Annotated in this window: 9 protein-coding genes; 7 read left to right on the top strand and 2 right to left on the bottom strand. The window is 69.0% G+C overall.

The window, feature by feature from the left end; genetic code table 11:
• Positions 1-17: 17 nt before the first annotated feature.
• Both GOPIP_RS09665 and GOPIP_RS09660 read left to right on the top strand, forming a co-directional pair.
• Positions 18-1,367, top strand: coding sequence for a lysine N(6)-hydroxylase/L-ornithine N(5)-oxygenase family protein (locus tag GOPIP_RS09665; protein WP_006369466.1), 1,350 nt, complete (start codon positions 18-20; stop codon positions 1,365-1,367).
• Positions 1,368-1,524: 157 nt separating this feature from the next.
• Complete coding sequence (locus tag GOPIP_RS09660; RefSeq protein ID WP_006369465.1) at positions 1,525-12,966, top strand: non-ribosomal peptide synthetase; 11,442 nt, start codon at positions 1,525-1,527, stop codon at positions 12,964-12,966.
• A 36-nt stretch (positions 12,967-13,002) separates the two neighbouring features.
• Here the strand turns inward: GOPIP_RS09660 and GOPIP_RS09655 are convergent, their stop codons facing one another.
• Positions 13,003-14,241, bottom strand: a complete 1,239-nt coding sequence (locus tag GOPIP_RS09655) for an alpha/beta hydrolase-fold protein (protein WP_020172554.1) — start codon at positions 14,239-14,241, stop codon at positions 13,003-13,005.
• Between the two features lie 54 nt (positions 14,242-14,295).
• On the opposite strand from GOPIP_RS09655, the gene GOPIP_RS09650 reads away from it, so the two are divergent.
• From GOPIP_RS09650 to GOPIP_RS09640, 3 genes are all read left to right on the top strand, one after another.
• Positions 14,296-15,237 (top strand): methionyl-tRNA formyltransferase, encoded by a 942-nt coding sequence (locus GOPIP_RS09650; protein ID WP_020172555.1) that lies wholly within the window; start codon positions 14,296-14,298, stop codon positions 15,235-15,237.
• A 28-nt stretch (positions 15,238-15,265) separates the two neighbouring features.
• Entirely contained in the window at positions 15,266-16,288 is a 1,023-nt protein-coding gene (locus GOPIP_RS09645) for an iron-siderophore ABC transporter substrate-binding protein (protein ID WP_006369462.1), read from the top strand.
• A 150-nt stretch (positions 16,289-16,438) separates the two neighbouring features.
• Positions 16,439-18,349 (top strand): ABC transporter ATP-binding protein, encoded by a 1,911-nt coding sequence (locus tag GOPIP_RS09640; RefSeq protein WP_006369461.1) that lies wholly within the window; start codon positions 16,439-16,441, stop codon positions 18,347-18,349.
• Positions 18,350-18,371: 22 nt separating this feature from the next.
• Here the strand turns inward: GOPIP_RS09640 and GOPIP_RS09635 are convergent, their stop codons facing one another.
• Positions 18,372-19,364, bottom strand: coding sequence for a LacI family DNA-binding transcriptional regulator (locus GOPIP_RS09635; protein ID WP_006369460.1), 993 nt, complete (start codon positions 19,362-19,364; stop codon positions 18,372-18,374).
• Positions 19,365-19,534: 170 nt separating this feature from the next.
• Between GOPIP_RS09635 and GOPIP_RS09630 the strand changes: the two genes are divergently transcribed.
• Together GOPIP_RS09630 and GOPIP_RS09625 are read left to right on the top strand one after the other, a co-directional pair.
• Positions 19,535-20,605 (top strand): Gfo/Idh/MocA family oxidoreductase, encoded by a 1,071-nt coding sequence (locus tag GOPIP_RS09630; RefSeq protein ID WP_006369459.1) that lies wholly within the window; start codon positions 19,535-19,537, stop codon positions 20,603-20,605.
• Entirely contained in the window at positions 20,602-21,384 is a 783-nt protein-coding gene (locus tag GOPIP_RS09625; protein WP_006369458.1) for a TIM barrel protein, read from the top strand. The genes GOPIP_RS09630 and GOPIP_RS09625 overlap by 4 nt, the downstream gene beginning before the upstream one ends.
• The last annotated feature ends 34 nt before the right edge of the window (positions 21,385-21,418 follow it).

The following is a 21,418-nucleotide window of genomic DNA, read 5'->3' as shown; positions in this document are numbered from 1 at the left end:
GTGTGATAGTGAAGCCGATGACCACAACTCGCGACGTGGTGGGCGTGGGGTTCGGCCCGGGAAACCTCGGGCTCGCGATCGCCATGAGCGAATACGACGACGCAGACCAGAACTCTCCACCGCTCGACACGGTGTTCCTCGAACGTCGCCACACGTTCGGCTGGCACCCCGGCATGCTCCTACCCGGGACCAACATGCAGATCTCCTTCCTCAAGGACCTTGTCACCCAACGCAATCCACGCAGCCGATTCACCTTCGTCAACTATCTGGTGGAGAAGGACAGGCTGACCGGCTTCATCAACCGGCAGACCTTCACCCCCGAGAGGATCGAATTCGCCGACTACCTGTCCTGGGCCGCCGACAACGTCGCCGCCGATGTCCGCTACGGCCGCAACGTGATCGGGATCGAGCAGATCGATCCGCATGACGACGACGCCTCGGCGGGAGCACGCTTTCGCGTGGTGACGACGCTGGACGACGGATCGGTCGAGACGTACTTCACGCGTACCGTCGTCGTCGCACTCGGTCTACGAGAACGGTTGCCGGAGTGGGCTGATCGCCCCGAGCTGACCGAGAGCGGCCGGGTGTTCCACAACCACCGCTTCCTCGACCATCTCGACGCGCTGCCGAGCGACATCGCCGGATCGGAGTTCCTGGTCGTCGGCGGTGGGCAATCGGCCGCCGAGGCCATCGACTTTCTCTACACCCGAGGCGCAGGCGTCACCTCCACATTCCACGGTTACGGCTTCGCCCCCGCCGACGACAGCCCCTTCGCCAACCAGGTGTTCGATCCCTCCGCGGTGGACGATTTCTACGCCGCGTCCGAGGATGTCCGCGCCGACCTGCTCAACCGGCACCGCTACACCAATTACTCGTGTGTCGAGCCGCAATTGCTCACCACCCTGCATGATCACCACTACCGCGAATCGGTGACCGGCCAGAGCCGTCTGCGCCTGCGACGATCGACCGCGGTGACCGGGGCCGCGCTCACCGATCAGGGACGCGTGCAGGTGGAGTTGTTCGACCGCATTCATCGCACCCGCGACACCGTCACCGTCGACGCCGTCGTCTGCGCCACCGGATTCACCTCACCCGGGGTCGACGGCATCAGTGCCATCGGTGACACGTGCGTCGTCGGCCGCGACCATCAGGCGGTGGTCGACGGCACCCGCATCGCCGGACTCTTCGTCCAGGGGGCCACCCAGGGCACCCACGGCCTCGGGGCCACCCTGCTCTCCAACATCGCCATCCGGGCCGGCGAACTGCGCTCGGCCATCATTTCCGAACTGGCCCAGCCGGAACCGGCCGAAGCGGAGTTGGCGGCGTCGGGACGGAGTGGGCCGCATCGCTCCCACTCGGGCATGTGACCTCACCCCACCACCCCGACTCGCTATCACCCCCGACATCACAGGGTCCGATTCCACAGGGTCCGATACCACTGTGTCCGTCACCACCACGGGCCGATCAGCCGGCAGCGCATGAACGTGTCACTCGCATGCCGCCGGCTCCACAGAGAGGTTGACGATGAGTTCGCTCGGTTCGAATGTCCTCACCACCATCGCCCCGACAGCTCTACAGGAAATGCGCTCGCGCCTCGGTGACGTGGGAGTGGGGTCCACCGCGGCCACCATCGCACTGGCCACCGCCTGGTGGGCCGCGCGCAGCAGCGCCGTCGACGGTTCACCGGCCCCGGCCGTATCGCTGCGCGTCGTCGACGGTGGCCGCACGACCACCGAGATCAGCACGACACCACTATTCGGATCGAGCTCCCCCGGCGAGGTCGGCCTGGTCGACGTGGCCGGCGGGCTGGATACTGTTGCTGCGCTGCGAAACCGCACGGAGAAGTCCGAGGACACCGCCGTCGTCGCCGAGGTGGGGTCGGTGCGGGTCAGCACCCGCCTCGACGGCGACGGGCTCGGCGTGAGCACCGACGCGCCGGTCTCACCCGACGACCTCACCGACCTCGTCGGCGATCTCGTCACCCACCCCGATCGTCGCCTGGACTCCGTCCGGCCCGACACCGCCGAGCAGCGTCTGCGGCGCCAGCGTCGATGGAATGACACCGATGCCCCGCGGCGGCGACCGGATGTGGTGGAACTGATCGCCGACCACGTGCGGGCCACACCGGATGCGCTTGCCGTGATCGACGACCGGCATCGATTGTCGTATCGCGAACTATGGCTCCGCGCAGCCTCTCTGGCCGATGAACTCGAGGACCGCGGTATCGGTGACGAGGCGCTCGTCGGGATCGCGATGGATCGTGGGGCCGACATGGTGGTGGCCATCGTGGCCGCGCTGATGACCGGTGGTGCGTTCGTGCCGGTCGACCCCGAGTGGCCCGATGCCCGCCGGCGCGACGTCATCGGGCGCGCGCAGGTACGGGTGCTCGTCACCCGTCGCGGCGCGGACTCGCCCCACGACGGCGCGGATGACCCGGCGATCATCGAATTCGACTGCGACGCAGAACTACCCGATCAGGAGGTCGATCCCGCCACGCGACCGATGCGCGGAGCCGGGCTCGCCTATGTCGTGTTCACCTCGGGATCGACCGGAAAACCCAAGGGCGCCATGATCCGGCGTGAGGCCATCGTCGAACGACTGCTCTGGCAACGCGATGAGATCCTCGGGTTCGGCCCGACCGATGCCGCATTGTTCAAGGCGCCGTTGGCTTTCGACATCTCCATCAACGAGATCCTGCTGCCGTTGATCAGCGGTGGCCGGGTGGTGGTCGCCCACGCCGGTGGTGAACGCGATCCACAGTATCTGCTCGATCTGATCGCCCGCGAGCACGTCACCTTCGCCTACCTGGTCTCGTCGATGCTCGACGTGCTGCTCGCGCTGGCCGACGGCGGGTCGCGGCTGGACTCCTTGCGGCACGTCTGGTGCGGCGGGGAACTGTTGACGCAGGCTCTGTTCCGGCGTTTCCGGGAACAACTGCAGATCCCGATGTACCACGGATACGGTCCGGCCGAGGCGACGATCGGTGTCTCCCACGTGATCTATGCCGGCGACGACGACCGCATGGGGCCGTCGATCGGGTCGGCGAACCCCAACACCGCGCTGTATGTCCTTGACGCCGAGCTGCGGCCCAGCGTGGCCGGCGAGCCCGGCGAGCTGTATGCGGCCGGGTTCCTGCTCGGCCGTGGGTATGTGGGCCAGGGCGATCTCACCGCGGCTCGCTACGTGGCCGACCCGTTCGGACGGCCGGGCGAGCGCATGTACCGCACCGGCGATCTGGCGCGGCGCCTCGACGACGGATCACTGGAATTTCTCGGCCGCGCCGACAACCAGGTCAAGGTCCGCGGGATGCGCCTCGAACTCGAGGACGTCGAGGCCGGGTTGGCCGAGCATCCCGATGTGCGAATGCCCTGTGTGACACTGCAGGACGGCCGGCTGATCGGCTACGTCGTCTGCCACCGAGGCCGCCACCCGAGCGGGGCGGACATCCGGGAATGGTCGCGGTCGGTGCTGCCCGACTACATGGTGCCCGCGACGGTGATGGTGCTCGACGCGTTCCCGATGACGGTCAACGGCAAGCTCGATCGGCGCGCGCTACCCGATCCGGACTTCTCCGAAGCGCTCGGCCCGCAGCCAGATCTCGCGGTCGGCGAGCCCCGCGCGGAGGCCTCCCCGGCGCTGGCCGCGGTGACCGCGGCACTCGCCGGAGCTCTCGGTATCGACCGGATCGGTCCCGACACCGACTTCTTCGACGTCGGCGGGGATTCACTGCGCGCCATCGGGGTCCTCGGCGCGCTGCGCCGAGAGGGCTGGAGCGCAACGGTGTCCGATGTCTTCGACGCCCGCACACCACGTGCGCTGGCCGCGCGTGTCACCCGCGCCGGCCACCAGCCCGACCCCGACGACCGGCCGGACGGTGTCGTCGATGCGATGCCGATCATCCGATGGGCGGGCGAGATCGCCGAGCACATCGACGGATTCGTGCAGGCCGTCGAGCTTCGCGCCCCGGACGATCTCGATCAGGCTGCCGCGCAGTCGATCCTGACCGCAACCGTCCGCGCGCACCCGGCACTCGCAGCGACCGTGGTCACCGGACCACGGCTGCACCTGCGGATACCGCGCGCCGAGGAGATCGACGTCGTACCCGTGACCGAATTGGCTTCGGGCACAGCGGACGAGAGCATCGAGCTGCTGACCGGGCAGCTCGATCCGGCGCACGGCGTGGTGCTGGCCGCCGGTCTGCGCGTGGCGGCCGACGGCACCCGCGGACTTCTCGTCGTCATCCACCACCTGGTGATCGACGGTGTGTCCTGGGACATCCTCACCGACGACCTCACACGCGCAATGGCGGCGTGGCGCGAGGGGTTACTCGACGATTCCGGTTCTCCGACAACCAATGTGGACCCTCCGGTGCAGGCCGAGGGCACCTCACTGCGGCGATGGAGCGAACTACTCATTGCGGCCGCGCCCGACATCGAGGCCGACCGCGCCTACTTCGACGACGTGCTCGCCCACCCCGACACCCCGCTGGCCGACGACCCCACGGAGCTGACCGCCCGCGTCGCAGACGAGGTGACGCGGGTGCACGAGTTCGGCGGGCCGGGGGCCGAGGCACTGCTCGGTGAGGTCGTCGCCGGATACGCCACCAGCGCCGAAGCGGTGTTGATGACGGCACTGTCGCTGACCTTGGCCCGGTTCCGATCAGAACAGCGGGGAGCGGACCACCAGGGGGCGCACGCCCACACCCACAGCGTCGTCGAACTCGAGGGCCACGGCCGCGAGACCCGGCACATCCCGACCCCGGGCGGCGGCGAGGCCGATCTGAGTCGTACCGTCGGCTGGTTCACCACGCTGTATCCGGTGCTCGTCGACCCCGGCGCCGTCGACCTCGACGACCCCGCCGAGGTGAGCCGCGCACTCAAGGCCGTCAAGGACCAACTGTCGGCGGTGCCCCACCGCGGTATCGGTTACGGCATCGGACGTTATCTCGGCCCCGAAGCCGATACCGCGCCGGACCGGTCGCCGCAGGTGCTGTTCAACTATCTGGGCCGGGTCGGGGCCGCCGAGGCCAAAGACTTCGCGCCGCTGGGTCCGACGGGCCAACTCGGTGAGCGTCGCGACCCGCGGCAACGCCTCCCCCGTGAACTCGAGTTCAACGCCATCACCGAACCCGGCCCCGACGGGGCCGTGCTCCGCACCACGATCTCCTGGGCTGCCGGCCGGTTCGGTGACGACCGGATCGACAGGCTCCTGGACTTGTGGGAGCGCTCTCTGCGGGCGGTATCCGGGATCGCCGCGCTGGCATCGCATTCGGCCGGTGACTTCGCCCTGACCCCGGGCGGCGAGGTGATCCTCGATCAGGACGAACTCGACGCCATCGACGGACCCGGCCTCGTCGACGTGCTGCCGCCGACCCCGCTGCAGCAGGGCATGCATTTCCACAGCATCTTCGACGGCGCACAGTCGAGTATGTATGTGGAGCAACAGATCCTGACGCTGCGCGGAACCCTCGACGTCGAGCGGCTGCAGACGGCGGCCGCGATGTTGTTGCGGCGCCACCCCACCCTGGCCGCGGCGTTCCGGACGACACGGTCGGGTCGGGTGTATCAGCTCCTCGACACCGACTGCGCCGACCGGCTCGAGTTCACCGTGCTCGACCGGACCGCCGAACAGGTGAGCATCGACGAGATCGCCCGCGCCGATCGCGACCGCGGCTTCGATCCCGAGACGGCACCCCTGATGCGCTACACGGTGATCCCCGACGGCGACGACCACGTCGTGGTGCAGACGGTGCACCACCTGATCGCAGACGGGTGGTCGGTGCCGATCGCGTTGCGCGAGTTGTTCGCCGCGTACCGGGATACCGGCTACGGGGATATCGGCTACGGGGATACCACCGGACGCGACCGCACCGAGGTGCCCGCACACCGCCTCGACCGAGGTTTCGCCGGTTACCTGCGCTGGATCGCCGCCCGCCCCCACGACACCGACGTGGCGCGCTGGCGCGACGAACTCGCCGGTCGGCTCCATCCGGTGGTGGTGGCGCCGGGCGCCACGGCGTCGACCACCCTGGCCGAGATGGCGCTCGACGCACCGGAACTCGCAACGCTGGCGGCACGGACCCGTGCGGCCGGGCTGCGCCTCCCCGATGTCGTGGAGGCCGCATGGGGATTGGCGCTGCGCCGAATGACCGGTGTCGACGATGGCACCGACGTGGTGTTCGGTTCGACCGTCTCCGGACGGGACGCACCGGTGGACGGGATCGACGACGCCGTCGGCATGTTCATCAACACCGTGCCCGTCCGCGCGCCGGGCGCGGCGCCCACCCGGCGCGCCCGCGACCTCGTCGATGGTCTCGCCGCACACCACGATCGGGTTCGCGACTGCCTGCACATCGGCCTGACCGACATCGCCCGCACTGCCGGACGGTCGGCGGGAGAGCTGTTCGACACCCTCGTGGTGGTGGAGATCGGCACCGGAGCCGATCAGATCGACACCAGCGGAACGGGTCTGGAGATCGTCGACATCGTCAACGACGGCGCCCCACATTATCCGCTCACGCTGGTGATCACCCCGGACTCCCCTGCACCGCTGCGACTGATCCACGACGAGTCGGTGATCCCTCGCGCTCGCGCCGAACGCATCGCCGCGCACCTCGTCACCGCGACCACGATGCTGCTGACCGACTGCACCGTCGCGGAGGTGAGTTCAGCCCTCGATGCCCCCGTTGATCACGACGAGCACGACGACCGGGATGATGCGACGCTCGCGCACGTGTGGAACTCGGCGGTCCGCGCGCACCATGACCGTCCAGCACTCGGCGACCTGCGGGCCCAGTCGGCCCCGGCCACCCGCACCTACGGCGAGATCGATTCCTCTGCAACAGCACTCGCCGAGCAGATCCGCCGCGCCCTACCCGCCCTGACGGCCGGTGACCCACCACCGCGCGTCGCATTGCTGATCGAGCGCTCGAGCCGCTTCGCCGAGGCCGTCATCGCCGCGGTACTGGCCGGGGTCACCTATGTCCCGCTCGATCCGTACTCGCCGCAGCAGCGCCTCGACCTCATCGTCGACGACTGCCGGCCCGCCCTGATCGTCGCCTCTCCCGACCATGCGGGGCTCGCGAAACGCATCGCCGACGACCACATCCCGGTCCTGTGCCCCGATCCCGACCGGCGCGACTCGCCCGCCGAGCCGGGCGGTGCACTCCCGCAACCACATCGCGTCCGCCCCGACGACCCCGCATACATCCTCTACACCTCCGGCTCCACCGGGGTCCCCAAGGGCGTCGTGGTGACGCACCGCAACGTCGTGTCGCTGCTACGCAACGCCGAGAGCCACGTGGTGACCGGCCCCGACGACATCTGGTGCGTCGCACACTCCTTCGCTTTCGACTTCTCGGTCTGGGAGCTGTGGGCACCACTGCGCGCCGGCGCGCTGGCCGTCGTGGTCGATCACGCGCTGACCCGCATCCCGGCCGATCTCGCCTGCGCACTGCGCGATGCGCGGATCACCGTGCTCAATCAGACTCCGACGGCCTTCGCCGCCCTCGACGCGACCGGCGTGACGCTTCCGGATCTGCGGTACCTGATCTTCGGCGGCGAACGTCTCGAGCCGGCGCTGACCGGCCGGTGGCTGGACCGCCACCCCGATGCGGTGGCGATCAACATGTACGGGATCACCGAGACCACGGTGCACGTCACGGCGCTGGCGATCACCGAAGGGATTCGCGAGGACTCGGGCAGCCCCATCGGCCGTCCGCTCGACGGTCTGGTGACGCATGTGCTCGACGAGCAACTCCGTCCGGTGGCGGTGGGCGACACCGGCATCCTGTACGTCTCCGGACCGCAGGTGTCGGCGGGGTACCACCGGCGTCCGGACCTGACCGCCACCCGATTCGTCGCAAACCCGTTCCGTACCAATCCTTTGCGAGACGGTGGCGACCGCCTGTACTGCTCCGGTGATGTGGTGCGGGTACGGCCCGACGGCGGGATGGACTACATCGGCCGGGCCGATCGGCAGGTACAGGTACGCGGCTTCCGGATCGAGACGGGCGAGGTGGAGGCCGCGTTACGCCGTTCCGGGGTCGCCACCGAGGCCGCCGTGCTGGCCGTCGACACCGCCGACGGTCCGCGCCTGCGTGCAGCGATCGTCGCCGACGGCGCACAAGGCTCCGGTGAGGATCACGCGGCCCGCGCGCGGCGCGCGGCTCGGGAGTCTCTTCCGGCGCACATGGTGCCCGACGAGGTGCTCGTGGTGGATGCCCTGCCGCGCACCGTCAACGGCAAACGCGATGACGAGCGGCTGCGGGAACTACTCGTCACGATCCCCGTCGCCGCGATCCCCGAGATGGCAGCACCGGACAGCGGAGACCCCCACGTCCCGGACACGCGGGTCACCGCCGTGGCGTCGGTGATCGCCGAAGCCCTCGACCTCGACGCGGTCGGCGGCAATGACGATTTCTTCATGCTCGGCGGCGACTCGATCGTGGCGATCAGGGTGGCCAACCGGCTCACCGCGAGCGGCGTCAAGGTGACCCCGCGCGATGTGTTCCTCGGCCGTACCCCGGCGCGGATCGCCGAACGCCTCGGTACCGATGCGGTGCCCGTCTTGAGCAGTGCGGCAGCGGATTCCGGAACCGGCGTGGCACCCGTGCCGACGCCCATCCTGCTCCGCCAGCACGAGTGGGGATTCCCAGATGACCTGGTGCAGGCACGGCTGGTCCGGACGCCGCAGGGCGTCACCGCCGATCAGCTCCGCACCGCTCTCACCGCCGCCGTCGACGCACACCCGATGCTCGGCGCCGTGATCACCGGCACCGAGGCCGATGCGGCGCTGTCGATCTCGATGCCGGACTCCGGTCCGGCGACGCCGCCGGTGCGGGAGTCGGCGTCGGCCGACCCGGCCGATGCGGTGCGTGAACTGATCGACGACATCAGCCTCGCCGACGGCCGACCGATCGCCGCTGCCCTCCTCGACGCCGGACAGTGCGTGGTGCTGCTGGCCCACCATGCGGTGGTCGACAGCGTGTCGTGGATGGTCATCGTCGACGACCTCGAGCAGGCCCTGCGTGGCGGGCGTCCGGCTGCGGAGCCGAGTTCGTATGCCACGTATGCGCAGCAGGTGATGCGCGCGGCCTACAGCCCCGTCATCGCATCGGATCTCGAGCATTGGCGAGACCTGCACACCACCGAGCCACTGGTCGCGGCAACGGTATTCGACGCACACCGGATCACCACCCACACCGTCGAGGTCGACGGACCGGAGGTGGCTGTCGTCATCGACGAGGCCGCGTCCGCGCTCGGTGCGGCGGTCACCGAGGTGATCGTCGCCCTCATGCTCGCGTCGGTCGCACGTCTGCTCGGCACCGAACCCACCCTGCTCGTCGACATCGAAGGGCACGGTCGCCCCGATCCGGGTGAGCCGGTGCGCGGCGGCGACGTGGCGCTGGACTGCGGTCGCACCGTCGGATGGTTCACCCAGATCGCACCGGTGCGGGTGACGGCCCGTACCGACGCCGCGGTGACCTCCCGCGAACTGGCCGCGGCTCTCGCCGATCAGCCGGACCCGCTGGGCTACATGGCCTTACGCCACATCCACGCGCGGACGTCCCGACTGCTCGCCGAGGGCGGAGCACAGATCCTGGTGAATTATCTGGGTCGCGGCGAGAGCCGTGAGGTGTTGCCCACCCCACCACCGTCCGCCCCGCCGCGCACCCCGTACGCCGTCGAGGCCGACGTCTGGGTCAGTGGGTCATCACCGCGCCTGGTGGTGCAATTCGCCGTGGCCGAGTCGATCTCGGACATCGTCGGCCAGGAGATCACCGCCGAAACGATCACCGACGCGGTGCGGAGCAGCGTCGGCGCGCTGGCCGCCGAGATCGACCGGACGGCCGATCGTGGCCCGGTGCCGGTGCCGCCGACGGTGTTGCAGCGGGGCCTGCTGTTCCAGTCACAGGTCGCGCCATCGGGGTCGTATCACGCGCAGACCGCGTTGACCTTCGATCGGGAGATCGACCCGGATCAGCTCGCCGAGGCCTTCGCCGACGCCGTCGTCGTGCACCCGGCGATGGGCGCGCGATTCGACCTGGCCGCGGCAACACCCACCCAGTACCTGCCCGGGCGTGACGAGCGCGTGCTGTTGCCGGTCGAGATCGTCCACACCGACGACACCTCGTCCGACGAGCACATCCTGCGGGAACGTGATCGCGCACAGCCGATTCCGCTCGATCGCTCGCCCGCCGCCCGTGCGACCATCGTCCGGCGCGCAGGCCACGGTGACACGGTGTTGTTCACCTATCACCTCGCACTGCTCGACGGGTGGTCGAGGGCGCGTTTCCTCACCGAGTTCCTCGACCGGTTGCGCGATCGCGAACAGTCCGCGGTGCGTACCCCACGACCGGCGCGGCCCGGCTTCGCCGAGGTGGCCACGCTGCTCGAGGATCGAGATCACCGGCAGGACCTCGCGTTCTGGCGTTCGGTTCTCGGCGGGATGGCCGGGCCGACACTGCTCGGCCGGCCCGCGGCGCTCGACGCGCTGGTACCCGCTGCCGCCGAGGGGTTGCCGCGCAAGATCATCCGCTGCCTCGACACCACCGAGACAGCCGATCTGCTCGCGGCGGGTCGTGCACACGGGGTGACGTTGACGGCGTTGGCCACTGTTGCCATGGCGTTGACCCTGCACCGGGCGACCGGTGAGTCCGATGTGCTGTTCGGGCTGTCGGTGTCGGGGCGCGATCTGCTGGAGGTGCCCGGCATCGACGAGGTCGTGGGAGTGCTCCTCAACACCGTGCCGGTCCGTGTCGAGGTCGACGCATGGCGTCCGGTCCGGGAGATGCTGCGCAGCGTCTCCGACGATCGCGCCGCGGCGATGCCGCATGACGGGGCCGATCTCGGTGAGATCCATCGCGAGCTGGGCGTCACCGCCCTCTTCGATTCGCTGGTGGTGATCCAGAACTTCCTCGATCCGGAGGCGGCCCGCGAGACCCGGGATCGGCACGGGATTCTCACCGAGGAGGCCGAGGACTCCACCCACTTCGCGCTGACGTGGGTGTTCACCCCCGGCGACGAGATGACGCTGAAGGTCGAGTATCGCGCCGAGTTGGTCGACGAGACCACCGCAACGGGGCTGGCCGACCACGCCATGGCCGTGCTGCGGGCACTCTCGCGCACCGCGCAGGCGCCGGATACGCCGCTGGCCGCCCTACCGGTGGCATCCGATCCTGCTGTGTCAGGCCCGAATCCGGCTGCGGTGGCGGCCGCGAACGGGCCGTGGTCGTCGACCGTGATGGACGAGTTCGCCGCGGCGGTGCGCCGCGAACCGGAGTCGGTGGCACTGGTGTGCGGCGCGGTGCGGTGGAGTCTCGGGGAGCTTGCCGATCGGGTGATGCGGCTGGCCGGCCGGCTCGCGGAGGCGTCGGTCGCGCCCGGCTCGACCGTCGCGATCGCGGTTCCCCGCTCCGCCGAGGTGGTCGTCGCCATCCTCGGGGTGCTGTGGTCCGGCGCGCGATATACGCCACTGGATCTCGAACATCCCGACGATCGGCTGCGTGCGATCTGCGACGACTGCGATCCCGACATCGTCCTGGTCTCCGACGAGTCGAGCCAGCGCATGTCGACGGTGGTCCCCGCCGACCGGCTGATGCCGGTCACCGACGATCCGGCGGCACCGGCACTGGCCGCCTCGCGCGCCCGCGCGGACGGCGACGCGTACGTGATCTACACCTCCGGGAGCACCGGAACCCCCAAGGGCGTCGTCATCGGACATGCGGGCCTGGCCAACATGCTGGCCAATCACCGGCGGCGGATCTTTGCCCCGGCGGTGCAGTCGGCGGGCCGGAGATTCCGTGTGGCCCATGCCATCTCGTTCGCCTTCGACATGTCGTGGGAGGAGCTCCTGTGGCTCGCGGAGGGTCACGAGGTGCACATCTGCGACGAGGAGTTGCGGCGCGACGCCACCGGGCTCGTCGCCTACGTCGCCGAGCACCGGATCGACGTCCTCAACGTCACGCCCGGACAGGCCGATCAACTCGTGGCCGAGGGACTTCTCGCGGCGCAGGCACACATTCCGCCGCTCATCCTGCTCGGCGGTGAGGCGGTGTCGGCCACCCTGTGGGCGCGGCTGCGAGCCACCGCGGGTACCCGCGGCTACAACCTGTACGGGCCCACCGAATACACGATCAACACCCTTGGCGTGGGTACCGACGAGTCGGCCACGCCGTCCATCGGACGGCCGGTGGACAACACCGAGGTGATGATCCTCGACAAGTGGCTGCGTCCGGTGCCCGACGGGGTGGCCGGCGAGTTGTACGTCACCGGTGTCGGATTGGCTCGCGGCTACCTCCATCTCGCGGCCCGGACCGCCGCGACGATGGTGGCGTGCCCGGCCGGCGCCGCGGGTGAGCGCATGTATCGGACCGGAGACCTGGTGCGGCGTAACAGCGACGGCCTGATCGACTATCTCGGCCGCACCGACGACCAGGTGAAGATCCGCGGCCATCGGGTCGATCCCGGCGAGGTGTCGGCGGTGGTGCTCGAGCGGTTCGCCGACCGCGTCCGCGATGCGGTGACCATCGCCCGTGACGGGGTGTTGTGCTGTCATCTGGTGGCCGACACCGACGATCCGGCTCACCTGACGACCCTGGTGCGCGACGGCTTGCGTGACGCGGTGCCCGACTACCTGGTGCCCACCCGATTCTCGGTGCAGGAACGGATTCCGTTGACACTCAACGGCAAGATCGACCATGCCAAGCTCGGCGCGGGAGACTTCGTCGAGTCCGGCGGCCGCCCGCTGGCCGGGCCGCAGGAGGCACTCGTCGCCGACCTGATGGCCGAAGCCCTCGACTGCGACGATGTCGACTCCGATGTCGACTTCTTCGCGGTCGGCGGCCATTCGATGTCGGCGGTTCGGCTGGCCGCGCTGCTGCGTGGCGAGTTCGGCCGGCCGGTCTCGGTACGGGAGGTCTACGAGCTTCGGACCGTCTCGGCGATCGCCGCCGAATTCGGCTGAGACACAATGACCGTGACCAGGTTGTTCACAGCAGGTTCAGTGCCGTGTGGTGAGTTCGTCGCAGAGGTCACGGACCAGCGCGAGCCGCCACACGGCATGATCGTGGCCGCCGTCGATGACGCGCATGGTCGCCCGGGCGCCGCGGTCGGCGAGCGCGGCGCGCACCGCGTCGATGTGCCGGTGCATGGCGGGCTCGCCACTGCCGACGGTGAACCGGAACGAGCGGGCCGGCGCCGAGAGGTCGAGCGTGTCGTCGTCGAGTTCTCCGAGGACCGCACCACCGTCGGGTCCGTCGAGTGGCCCGCCCGCCGCCGGAGCCGGCCACCAGAACGAGGGTGATTGTGCGACAACGGCATCGATACCCTGTGTCGCCGAGCCCGCGCGCGCGGCGGCCACCGCGGCACGCACCGCGGCGATTCCGCCGAGGCTCTGCGCGGCCAGGACGGTGTACCCGCGACGCAGCCCCCGCCCGACGAGATCGGCGTCCACGGCGGCCAGCACCGACGTCGCCACCGCGGATGCCGTTGCCGCTGAGGTCAGTTCGTCCTCCCGCGCCGACCGGTCGAGCGGTGCGGGCAGGTAGGCCAGTGCCACCGAGTCGAGCACCGACACCCACTCGGACGATCCGGCGGCCGCGGCGGCCAGCGCGGACGACAGCGGATACAGGTGCAGCCAGTCATCGCCGTCGAGCAGCAGCACCACCGGGACGACGCCGTCGGCGGCGGGCCGTCGCGGAGCGCTCAGGTGCATCGTCGCGCGACGGCCGAGGACACCGCGGTCGAGCCGGATACGCTGCGGGCGAGCACCTTCGGCCGCCTCGGCGGCCCCGTCGGGCGAATCCGGTCGCCACAGGTCCACCCCGTCGAGCCCCGACCGCGGCGCGTGCGGATGGGTGAGCAGCGACACCAGCCCACCCGGGCTGTCGGCGTTGAACGGGTCGGCGCCGGGTGCATCGTCACCGGGCGCGATGCGATAACTGGTTGCCGGAAAGGCGATCTCGAGGCGGGCGACGCCGGGCGCCTCGGGCAGCGGCAACGACGCGCCACCCACCAGCGCCGCGAGATCGTCGGCCGCGATCGGCACGAACCCGACCGTCGGACCGCCGTCCTCGCGGACGACGGTGGCGCCACGCGCGTCGAGGTCGGTGACCAGCAAGGCCTCGGCGCTGCCGTCGGGCAGGACGCGATACCGCGGCCAGCACGGCGATCTGCGCTCGTCCACGAGATCGAAGACAACGTCGGCGTGCGGTGCGAGCAGGTCAGCGGAGACGGGCATTTTGACCCTTTCGTGGAATTGACTCATAAGCTAAGGCTCCACTAACCTACCGTGGTGCGCGTAGTGACCTTCGGTTATCAGACCTGGGGACACCGGACTCTCACCGCGGCCCTGAAATCGGGGCACGACGTCGTCCTGGCCGTCACCCATCCCACCAGCTCCCACCCCTACGAGCAGATGTTCAGCGACTCCGTCGAGGATCTCGCACAGGCTCACGGTGTACCGGTCCACGTGGCCCAGCGGGCCGACGACGCCCTGATCGACGCGGTACACCAGGCGAAGCCCGACGTGATCCTGGCCAACAACTGGCGGACGTGGTTGCCCAAGAGTGTCTTCGACCTGCCCACCCACGGCACCCTCAACGTCCACGACTCCCTGCTGCCCGAGTACGCGGGATTCTCGCCAGTCCTCTGGGCCCTGCTCAATCGGGAGAGCCGCGTCGGGGTGACGGTCCACCGCATGGACGAGACGCTCGACGGCGGCCCGATCGTGGCGCAGCAGGCGATTCCGGTGGGACCGAGCGCCACCACCACCGAACTGGTGGCGGCGACCACCGAGTTGATCGAGCCCCTGGTGCTCTCGACGCTGTCGGCCCTCGCCGAGGGCACCCTCACCGATCACCAGCAGGACCCGGCTCGCGCCACATATTTCCACAAGCGCTCCGACCGCGAGTCCCGGATCGACTTCACCGCGAGTGCCGCCGACATCGAGTTGTTGGTGCGCGCCCAGTCCGACCCGTACCCGAACGCGCACTTCCGATTCCGCGGTGAGCGGCTGCGGGTGATCCGCGCGCACGTCTCGCGGGGCCGCTTCGGCGGCACCCCCGGACGCGTCACCGTCGAATGCGAAGGCGGTATCGCGGTGGTGTGCGGCTCCGACGCCCCCAATCGTCCGGCCCCGGCGATCGTCCTCGATCGTCTACGCCTCGACGACGGCCGGGAGGTACCGGCTACCGAGTACTTCGGCACGCGTGCCGGTTATGTGGACGAAATCTGATCGGCTTCGCCGAGAGAACACAGGAGATATGGTGACGTTCAACAAAATTCGTGGTGGTGCGATCCTGATGGCGCTCGTCGCCCTGGTGGCGGCGCTCCTCACGGCCTGCGGCTCGGATTCCGACGACTCGTCGTCGAGTGCGGCGCCGGCGGCCGAGCAGGGTGCACTGCCGGCGACCATCACCCACAAGTTCGGTTCCACCGAGGTCACCGCAGTACCCAAGCGCGTGGTGTCGCTGGGCTACACCGACCAGGACGCATTGCTCGCACTCGGCGTGGTGCCGGTGACGGTGCGCAACTGGGACGGCATGACCACCACCAAGGGCGCTGCGGTCGGCGCATGGGCCACCGATCTGCTCAAGGGCCAGAAGCCGGAGATCTACAACGCCGAGGAGATCGATCCGGAAGCCATCGCCTCGATGAAGCCGGATCTGATCGTCGCCGTCTACTCCGGCATCGACAAGGACACCTACGACGCGCTGTCCAAGATCGCCCCGGTGATCGCGCAGAAGGCCGACTACGCCGACTACGAGCAGCCGTGGGACGTGACCACCGAGGAGATCGGTGCCGCGGTCGGACAGCCCAAGAAGGCTGCCGAGCTCGTTGCAGGCGTGAAGAAGAAGATCACCGACCTCGGTGCCGCCCACCCGAATTGGAAGGGCAAGACGATCAGCGTCGCCACCTACGACGGCAGCGCACTGTCGGCGTTCTCCGCGGCCGATCCCCGCACGCAGTTCTTCACCTCGCTCGGCTTCGCGCCGAACACCCAGGTCGATCAGGCCGCCGGGGACAAGTTCTATGCGACGCTGTCGCTGGAGGAAGCCCGCAAGCTCGACACCGACGTGATCGTGTGGGATCAGCTGTCCTACGCCCCCAAGGGCAAGCAGACGGTCCTGGACCAGAGTGCGCTGGCCAACCTGCCCGCGGTCAAGGACAACCACAGCGTCTACCTCGAGGGCGAACTCGAGAAGGCGTTCGGCTGGCAGACCGTGCTCAGCCTCGGTTACGTCGTCGACAACATCGGGACGCCGCTGGCGCAGGCCGCCGGCTGACACTCACGGCCCCCTCGACGAGGGCCCGTACCGTCACCTCTCCCCGAGGTCTCGGTGCGGGCCCTTCTCGTATTCCGGACCAGTCGTTCTGCTTCCGTTCTGCTTCGGGTTCTGGACATCAAGTTCACTTGAAGTTCTAACCTGGCTGCCATGAGTATGGAATCGGTCGCGTGGGACGTCATGTACAAATCGATGACCTCCCCCGACGGCACGCCCCGCAGCCCCGACCGTCGCGGCACACTGCGCCGGATCGGCGGCTTCGCCCGCCCGCATGCCCGCCGGATCGTCGCCTTCCTGGTGTTGTCGATCTTCACCGCCGTACTGACGGTGGTGACACCACTGCTGGCCGGGCACGTGGTCAACCTGATCACCGCGCAGGACTCCGGTGCCGCCGCGGCCATCGCGGGCTTCGCCGGTCTGATCGCCGTGATCGCGGTGGCCGAGGCGGCCGCGTCGGTGGTGACGCGATGGCTCTCGGCCAACATCGGCGAGGGTCTCATCCTGGATCTGCGCCGCGCGGTCTTCGACCACGTCCAGCGCATGCCCATCGCGTTCTTCACCCGTACCCGCACCGGCGCCCTGGTGAGTCGGCTGAACAACGACGTCATCGGCGCCCAACGTGCATTCAGCGACACGCTCTCGGGCGTCGTGTCGAATCTGGTGACACTGGTGCTGACGCTCGGCGTGATGATCGCGATCAGCTGGCAGATCACGGTCCTGGCGTTGATCCTGTTGCCTGTCTTCGTCATTCCGGCCCGCCGCCTCGGCAGGCGGATGGCCGCATTGTCACGGGAGGCCGCCGAGCACAACGCCCGCATGTCGACGCAGATGACCGAACGGTTCTCCGCTCCGGGAGCGACGCTGGTCAAACTGTTCGGACGCCCGGAGCAGGAGTCGGCGGAGTTCGCCGACCGCGCGGATCGTGTGCGCGACATCGGGGTTCGGCGGGCCATGCTGCAGACGGTGTTCATGACGGCGCTGACGTTGGTCTCCGCGCTGGCACTGGCGTTGGTGTACGGACTCGGGGGCTGGCTGGCCGTGCACCAGCACCTGTCGGCCGGGGCCGTCGTCTCCCTGGCCCTGCTGCTCACTCGCATGTACGCGCCGCTGACCGCACTGGCCAACGCCCGCGTCGAGATCATGAGTGCGCTGGTCAGTTTCGAGCGGGTCTTCGAGGTGCTCGACCTGCGACCATTGATCGTCGACAAGCCCGACGCCGTCGACCTACCCCGCTCCGACGCCGGGGTGTCGGTGCGCTTCCGGGACGTGTCGTTCGCCTACCCGTCGGCCGACAAGGTGTCGCTGGCCTCCCTGGAAGAGGTTGCGCAACTGGATAATCGGGGCGGTCAGACGGTGTTGCACCACATCGACCTCGACGTCCCCGCAGGCGGCATGCTCGCCCTCGTCGGCAGCTCCGGCGCGGGCAAGTCGACCATCGCATCGCTGGCCACCCGGCTTTATGACGTCGATGACGGCGGTATCGAGCTCAACGGCGTGGATCTGCGTGACCTCACCGCCACCACCGTGCACCACACCGTCGGGCTGGTCACCCAGGACGGCCACCTCTTCCACGACACCGTCCGCGCCAATCTGGTTCTGGCACAGCCGGAGGCATCCGACGACGAGATCTGGGAGGCGCTGCGCCGGGCCCGACTCGAGGAGTTGATCGCGTCGCTGCCCGAGGGCCTCGACACCGTCGTCGGCGAGCGCGGCTACCGGCTCTCCGGCGGTGAGCGGCAACGGTTGACCATCGCGCGACTGCTCCTGGCGAGACCGTCGGTGGTGATCCTCGACGAGGCCACCGCACATCTGGATTCGACGTCGGAAGCCGCGGTCTCCGAAGCCCTCGGCGAAGCCCTGGCCGGACGCACCTCCATCGTCATCGCGCATCGCCTCTCGACGATCCGCGCCGCCGATCAGATCGCCGTCATCGAGGACGGCCGGATCGTCGAACGCGGTGACCACCCCACGCTTCTCGCACGAGGCGGTCGGTACGCACAGCTCTATCGCACCCAGTTCGCCGCCGACGACGACGAGGCGTGCTGCGCGGCCGGGGCGTAGGGCGTTTGGCGGTTCCGCGGGTTCAGCTCTCGGGTGCGCGGCCGGTGGTGCGCCGCGCGATCAGTGTCGGCGGTAGGACGATATCGCTCACCGCATGACCGCCGAGCTGACCGACGGCCTGCGCGACGACCTCATGCGCGAGTCGGTCGGTGTCCTGGGCAATCGTGGACAGGTCGATATGCGCGAGTCGTGACAGCCGGGAGTCGTCGTATCCCATGACCGAAATGTCCTCGGGCACAGACTTGCCTCGGCGGACGAGAACGTCGAGGACGCCGATCGCCACGCGGTCGTTGAAAGCCATGACCGCCGTCGCCGTGTCGCCCTGATCGAGAAGCGCGGTCATGGCGCTGACACCGTCGGTCTCGGCGGAGCCCCCGTGTACCACTCGCCCGTCGATTCCCAGTTCTGTTGTACGCCTGAGGAACCCGGACACCCGGTCACCGCTACCCGGCGCGTCCCCGCCGTCGATGTAGGCGATACGGCGATGGCCGAGGACGGCCAGGTGATCCACCCCGAGGATGATCCCGAGGTCGTCGTCCATGCGGACCGCTCCCACCGTGTCGACCCCGGGCGCGCGGGCCACCACCTGGACCGGAACACGGTGGGCCAGTTCCCCGAGATCAGCAGGCCCCAACCGCGAACCGAGAAGGATGAGCGCTTCGCATCGTTCGCGTACCAGCGCCTCGATGGCCGTCTTCTCATCCCGAGTCGGTGCGATCCCGCTGAGCACAAGGTCGTAGCCGCGGTCCGTCATGGCCGGATACAGCTGTTCGACGAGGTCGCCGTGAAAAGGCTGTTGCAACTCGAATGTGACACCGAGCAGACCGGATCGGATCTGCCGAAGCTTTTGTGCGTGCCGGTCGGGGACGTAGCCGAGTTCGTCGGCGACGCGTTTGACCCGTTCACGTGTGGCCTCACTCGCACCGGGCACCTCCCGGAACACGATCGAGACCAGCGCCGTCGAGACCCCGGCCGCCGCGGCGACATCGGCCATCGTCGGTCGCCCTGAGGCCATCGCCGCTCCCTCGCTCGCATGTGTCCCCACCACCGTCCGTCCATCATGATGCACCCCGACCCTGATGTGTCCGTCGGGCGCTTGACCCTCCCGGAGTGATGTGGCTAACATCCCTAGAACGTACTACTAGAACGTACTAGTCGACGTTGGTCCGCCCACAGGAGAGAGCCATGACCCCGCAGTCCCCATCGCAACCATCACCGCAGCGACCGACCCCGGTACGCGTCGCCCTGATCGGCGCCGGCCGCATCGGATCGAGCCACGCCGAGTTGATCGCCCGGCACGTTCCGGGCGCCGAACTCGTCGCCGTCGCCGACCCCACCCCCGCCGCCGACGCCCTCGCCGAACGACTCGGTGTCGACTGCGAACATTCGGCGCAGGTGGTGCTCGCTCGTCCCGACGTCGACGCGGTGCTGATCACCACACCGGCGCGCACCCACACCGACCTGGTCGTCGAGGCCGCGGCCGCGGGTAAGCACGTCTTCGTCGAGAAGCCGATGGCCGTCACACTCGCCGACGCGGACCGCGCGATCGCAGCCGCCACCGACGCCCGCATCGTCTTGCAGGTGGGCTTCAATCGGCGTTTCGCCCCCGGCTTCGTCGCCGCCCGCGAAGCGATAGACGCCGGTCGCATCGGCACCCCGCACCTGCTCCGGTCGCTGACCCGCGACCCCGGGCCGTTCACCGCTGACCCGGCACGCATCCCGCAGTGGACGATCTTCCTGGAGACACTGATCCACGACTTCGACACGCTCTGCTATCTCAACCCGGGGGCCGCACCAGTGACGGTCACCGCTCACGCCGACGCACTCGTCCGGCCCGACGCGAAGTCGTCTGGACACCTCGATACCGCCGTGGTCACCATCGTCTTCGACAACGGTGCGATGGCGACCGCCGAAGCGAGCTTCTCCGCCATGTACGGCTACGACGTGCGCGGTGAGGTCTTCGGTTCCGGCGGGATGGTCACCGCAGGCGACATCCGCCGCACCGATATGACGTGCTATTCCGCTGACGGCATCGCCGTCGACACCGCCCGACGCGACACCGACCTGCTCCGATCGGCCTACCTCGCCGAGCTCACCGCATTCACCGACGCGGTTCGGAACGGAGAGTCGTCTCTGGTCGGCGGCAACGACGCCCGGACCGCACTGTCGATCGCGCTCGCCGCGATCCGCAGCGTCGAAACCGGTTCGACCGTCACCGTCTCCGCCATCGAGAACTCCACGGGGGTGGCGGCATGAGCGTCCGTCTGGCCGCGTGCGCGGAAATGCTCTATCTGGATCAGCCCTTCGGTGATCGCGTCAAACGGATCACCGAACACGGCATGCTCGTCGAGATCTGGGACTGGGCGACCAAGGATCTCGACGCACTAGCCGCCTCCGGGGCCGAATTCTCTTCGATGACCGGCTATTTGCGAGGCGATCTCACCACCGACGACGGCATCGCCGAGCTCCTCGCCACAGCCGCGGAGTCGTTGATCGCCGCACAGCGGTTGGACTGCCCACGGCTGAACCTGCACGGCACCGGTCTGGGCGAGCGCGGGCTGCCGGTACATCCCGTGGAGGTGGTCACCCCCGCAATGTGGCTGCGCGCCGCCGACACGCTGCGGCGTATCGCCGAACTCGGCGCAAATGCGGGACGCGTGTTCGTCCTGGAGAATCTGAATCTCGCGGTCGATCACCCCGGCACGCCGTTCGCCGCAGCCGCCGACACCCTGGCCCTCGTGCGGGCCGTCGATCACCCGAATCTGCGCCTGAACCTCGACCTCTATCACGCGCAGATCGGCGAGGGGAATCTCATCGAACTCGTCACCGAGGCACTGCCGTTCATCGGTGAGATCCAGGTCGCCGACGTTCCCGGTCGCTGCGAACCCGGCACCGGCGAGATCAACTACCGCGGCGTCGCCGCAGCCCTCAACCGCATCGGATACGACGGCGTCGTCGGGCTCGAGGCATGGGCCCGCACCGATTCTGATGCTGCGCTCGACGCCTTTCGCGCCGCTTTCACCCCCGCTCTCTGAGCACAGCCCACACTCATCTTCCGAGAACTGGAAT

Origin of the sequence: Gordonia polyisoprenivorans NBRC 16320 = JCM 10675, assembly GCF_000241325.1 — a bacterium.
Classification (GTDB): domain Bacteria; phylum Actinomycetota; class Actinomycetes; order Mycobacteriales; family Mycobacteriaceae; genus Gordonia; species Gordonia polyisoprenivorans.
Note: the sequence above shows the minus strand (reverse complement) of the source record. Positions and strands in the feature narration are given on the sequence as shown.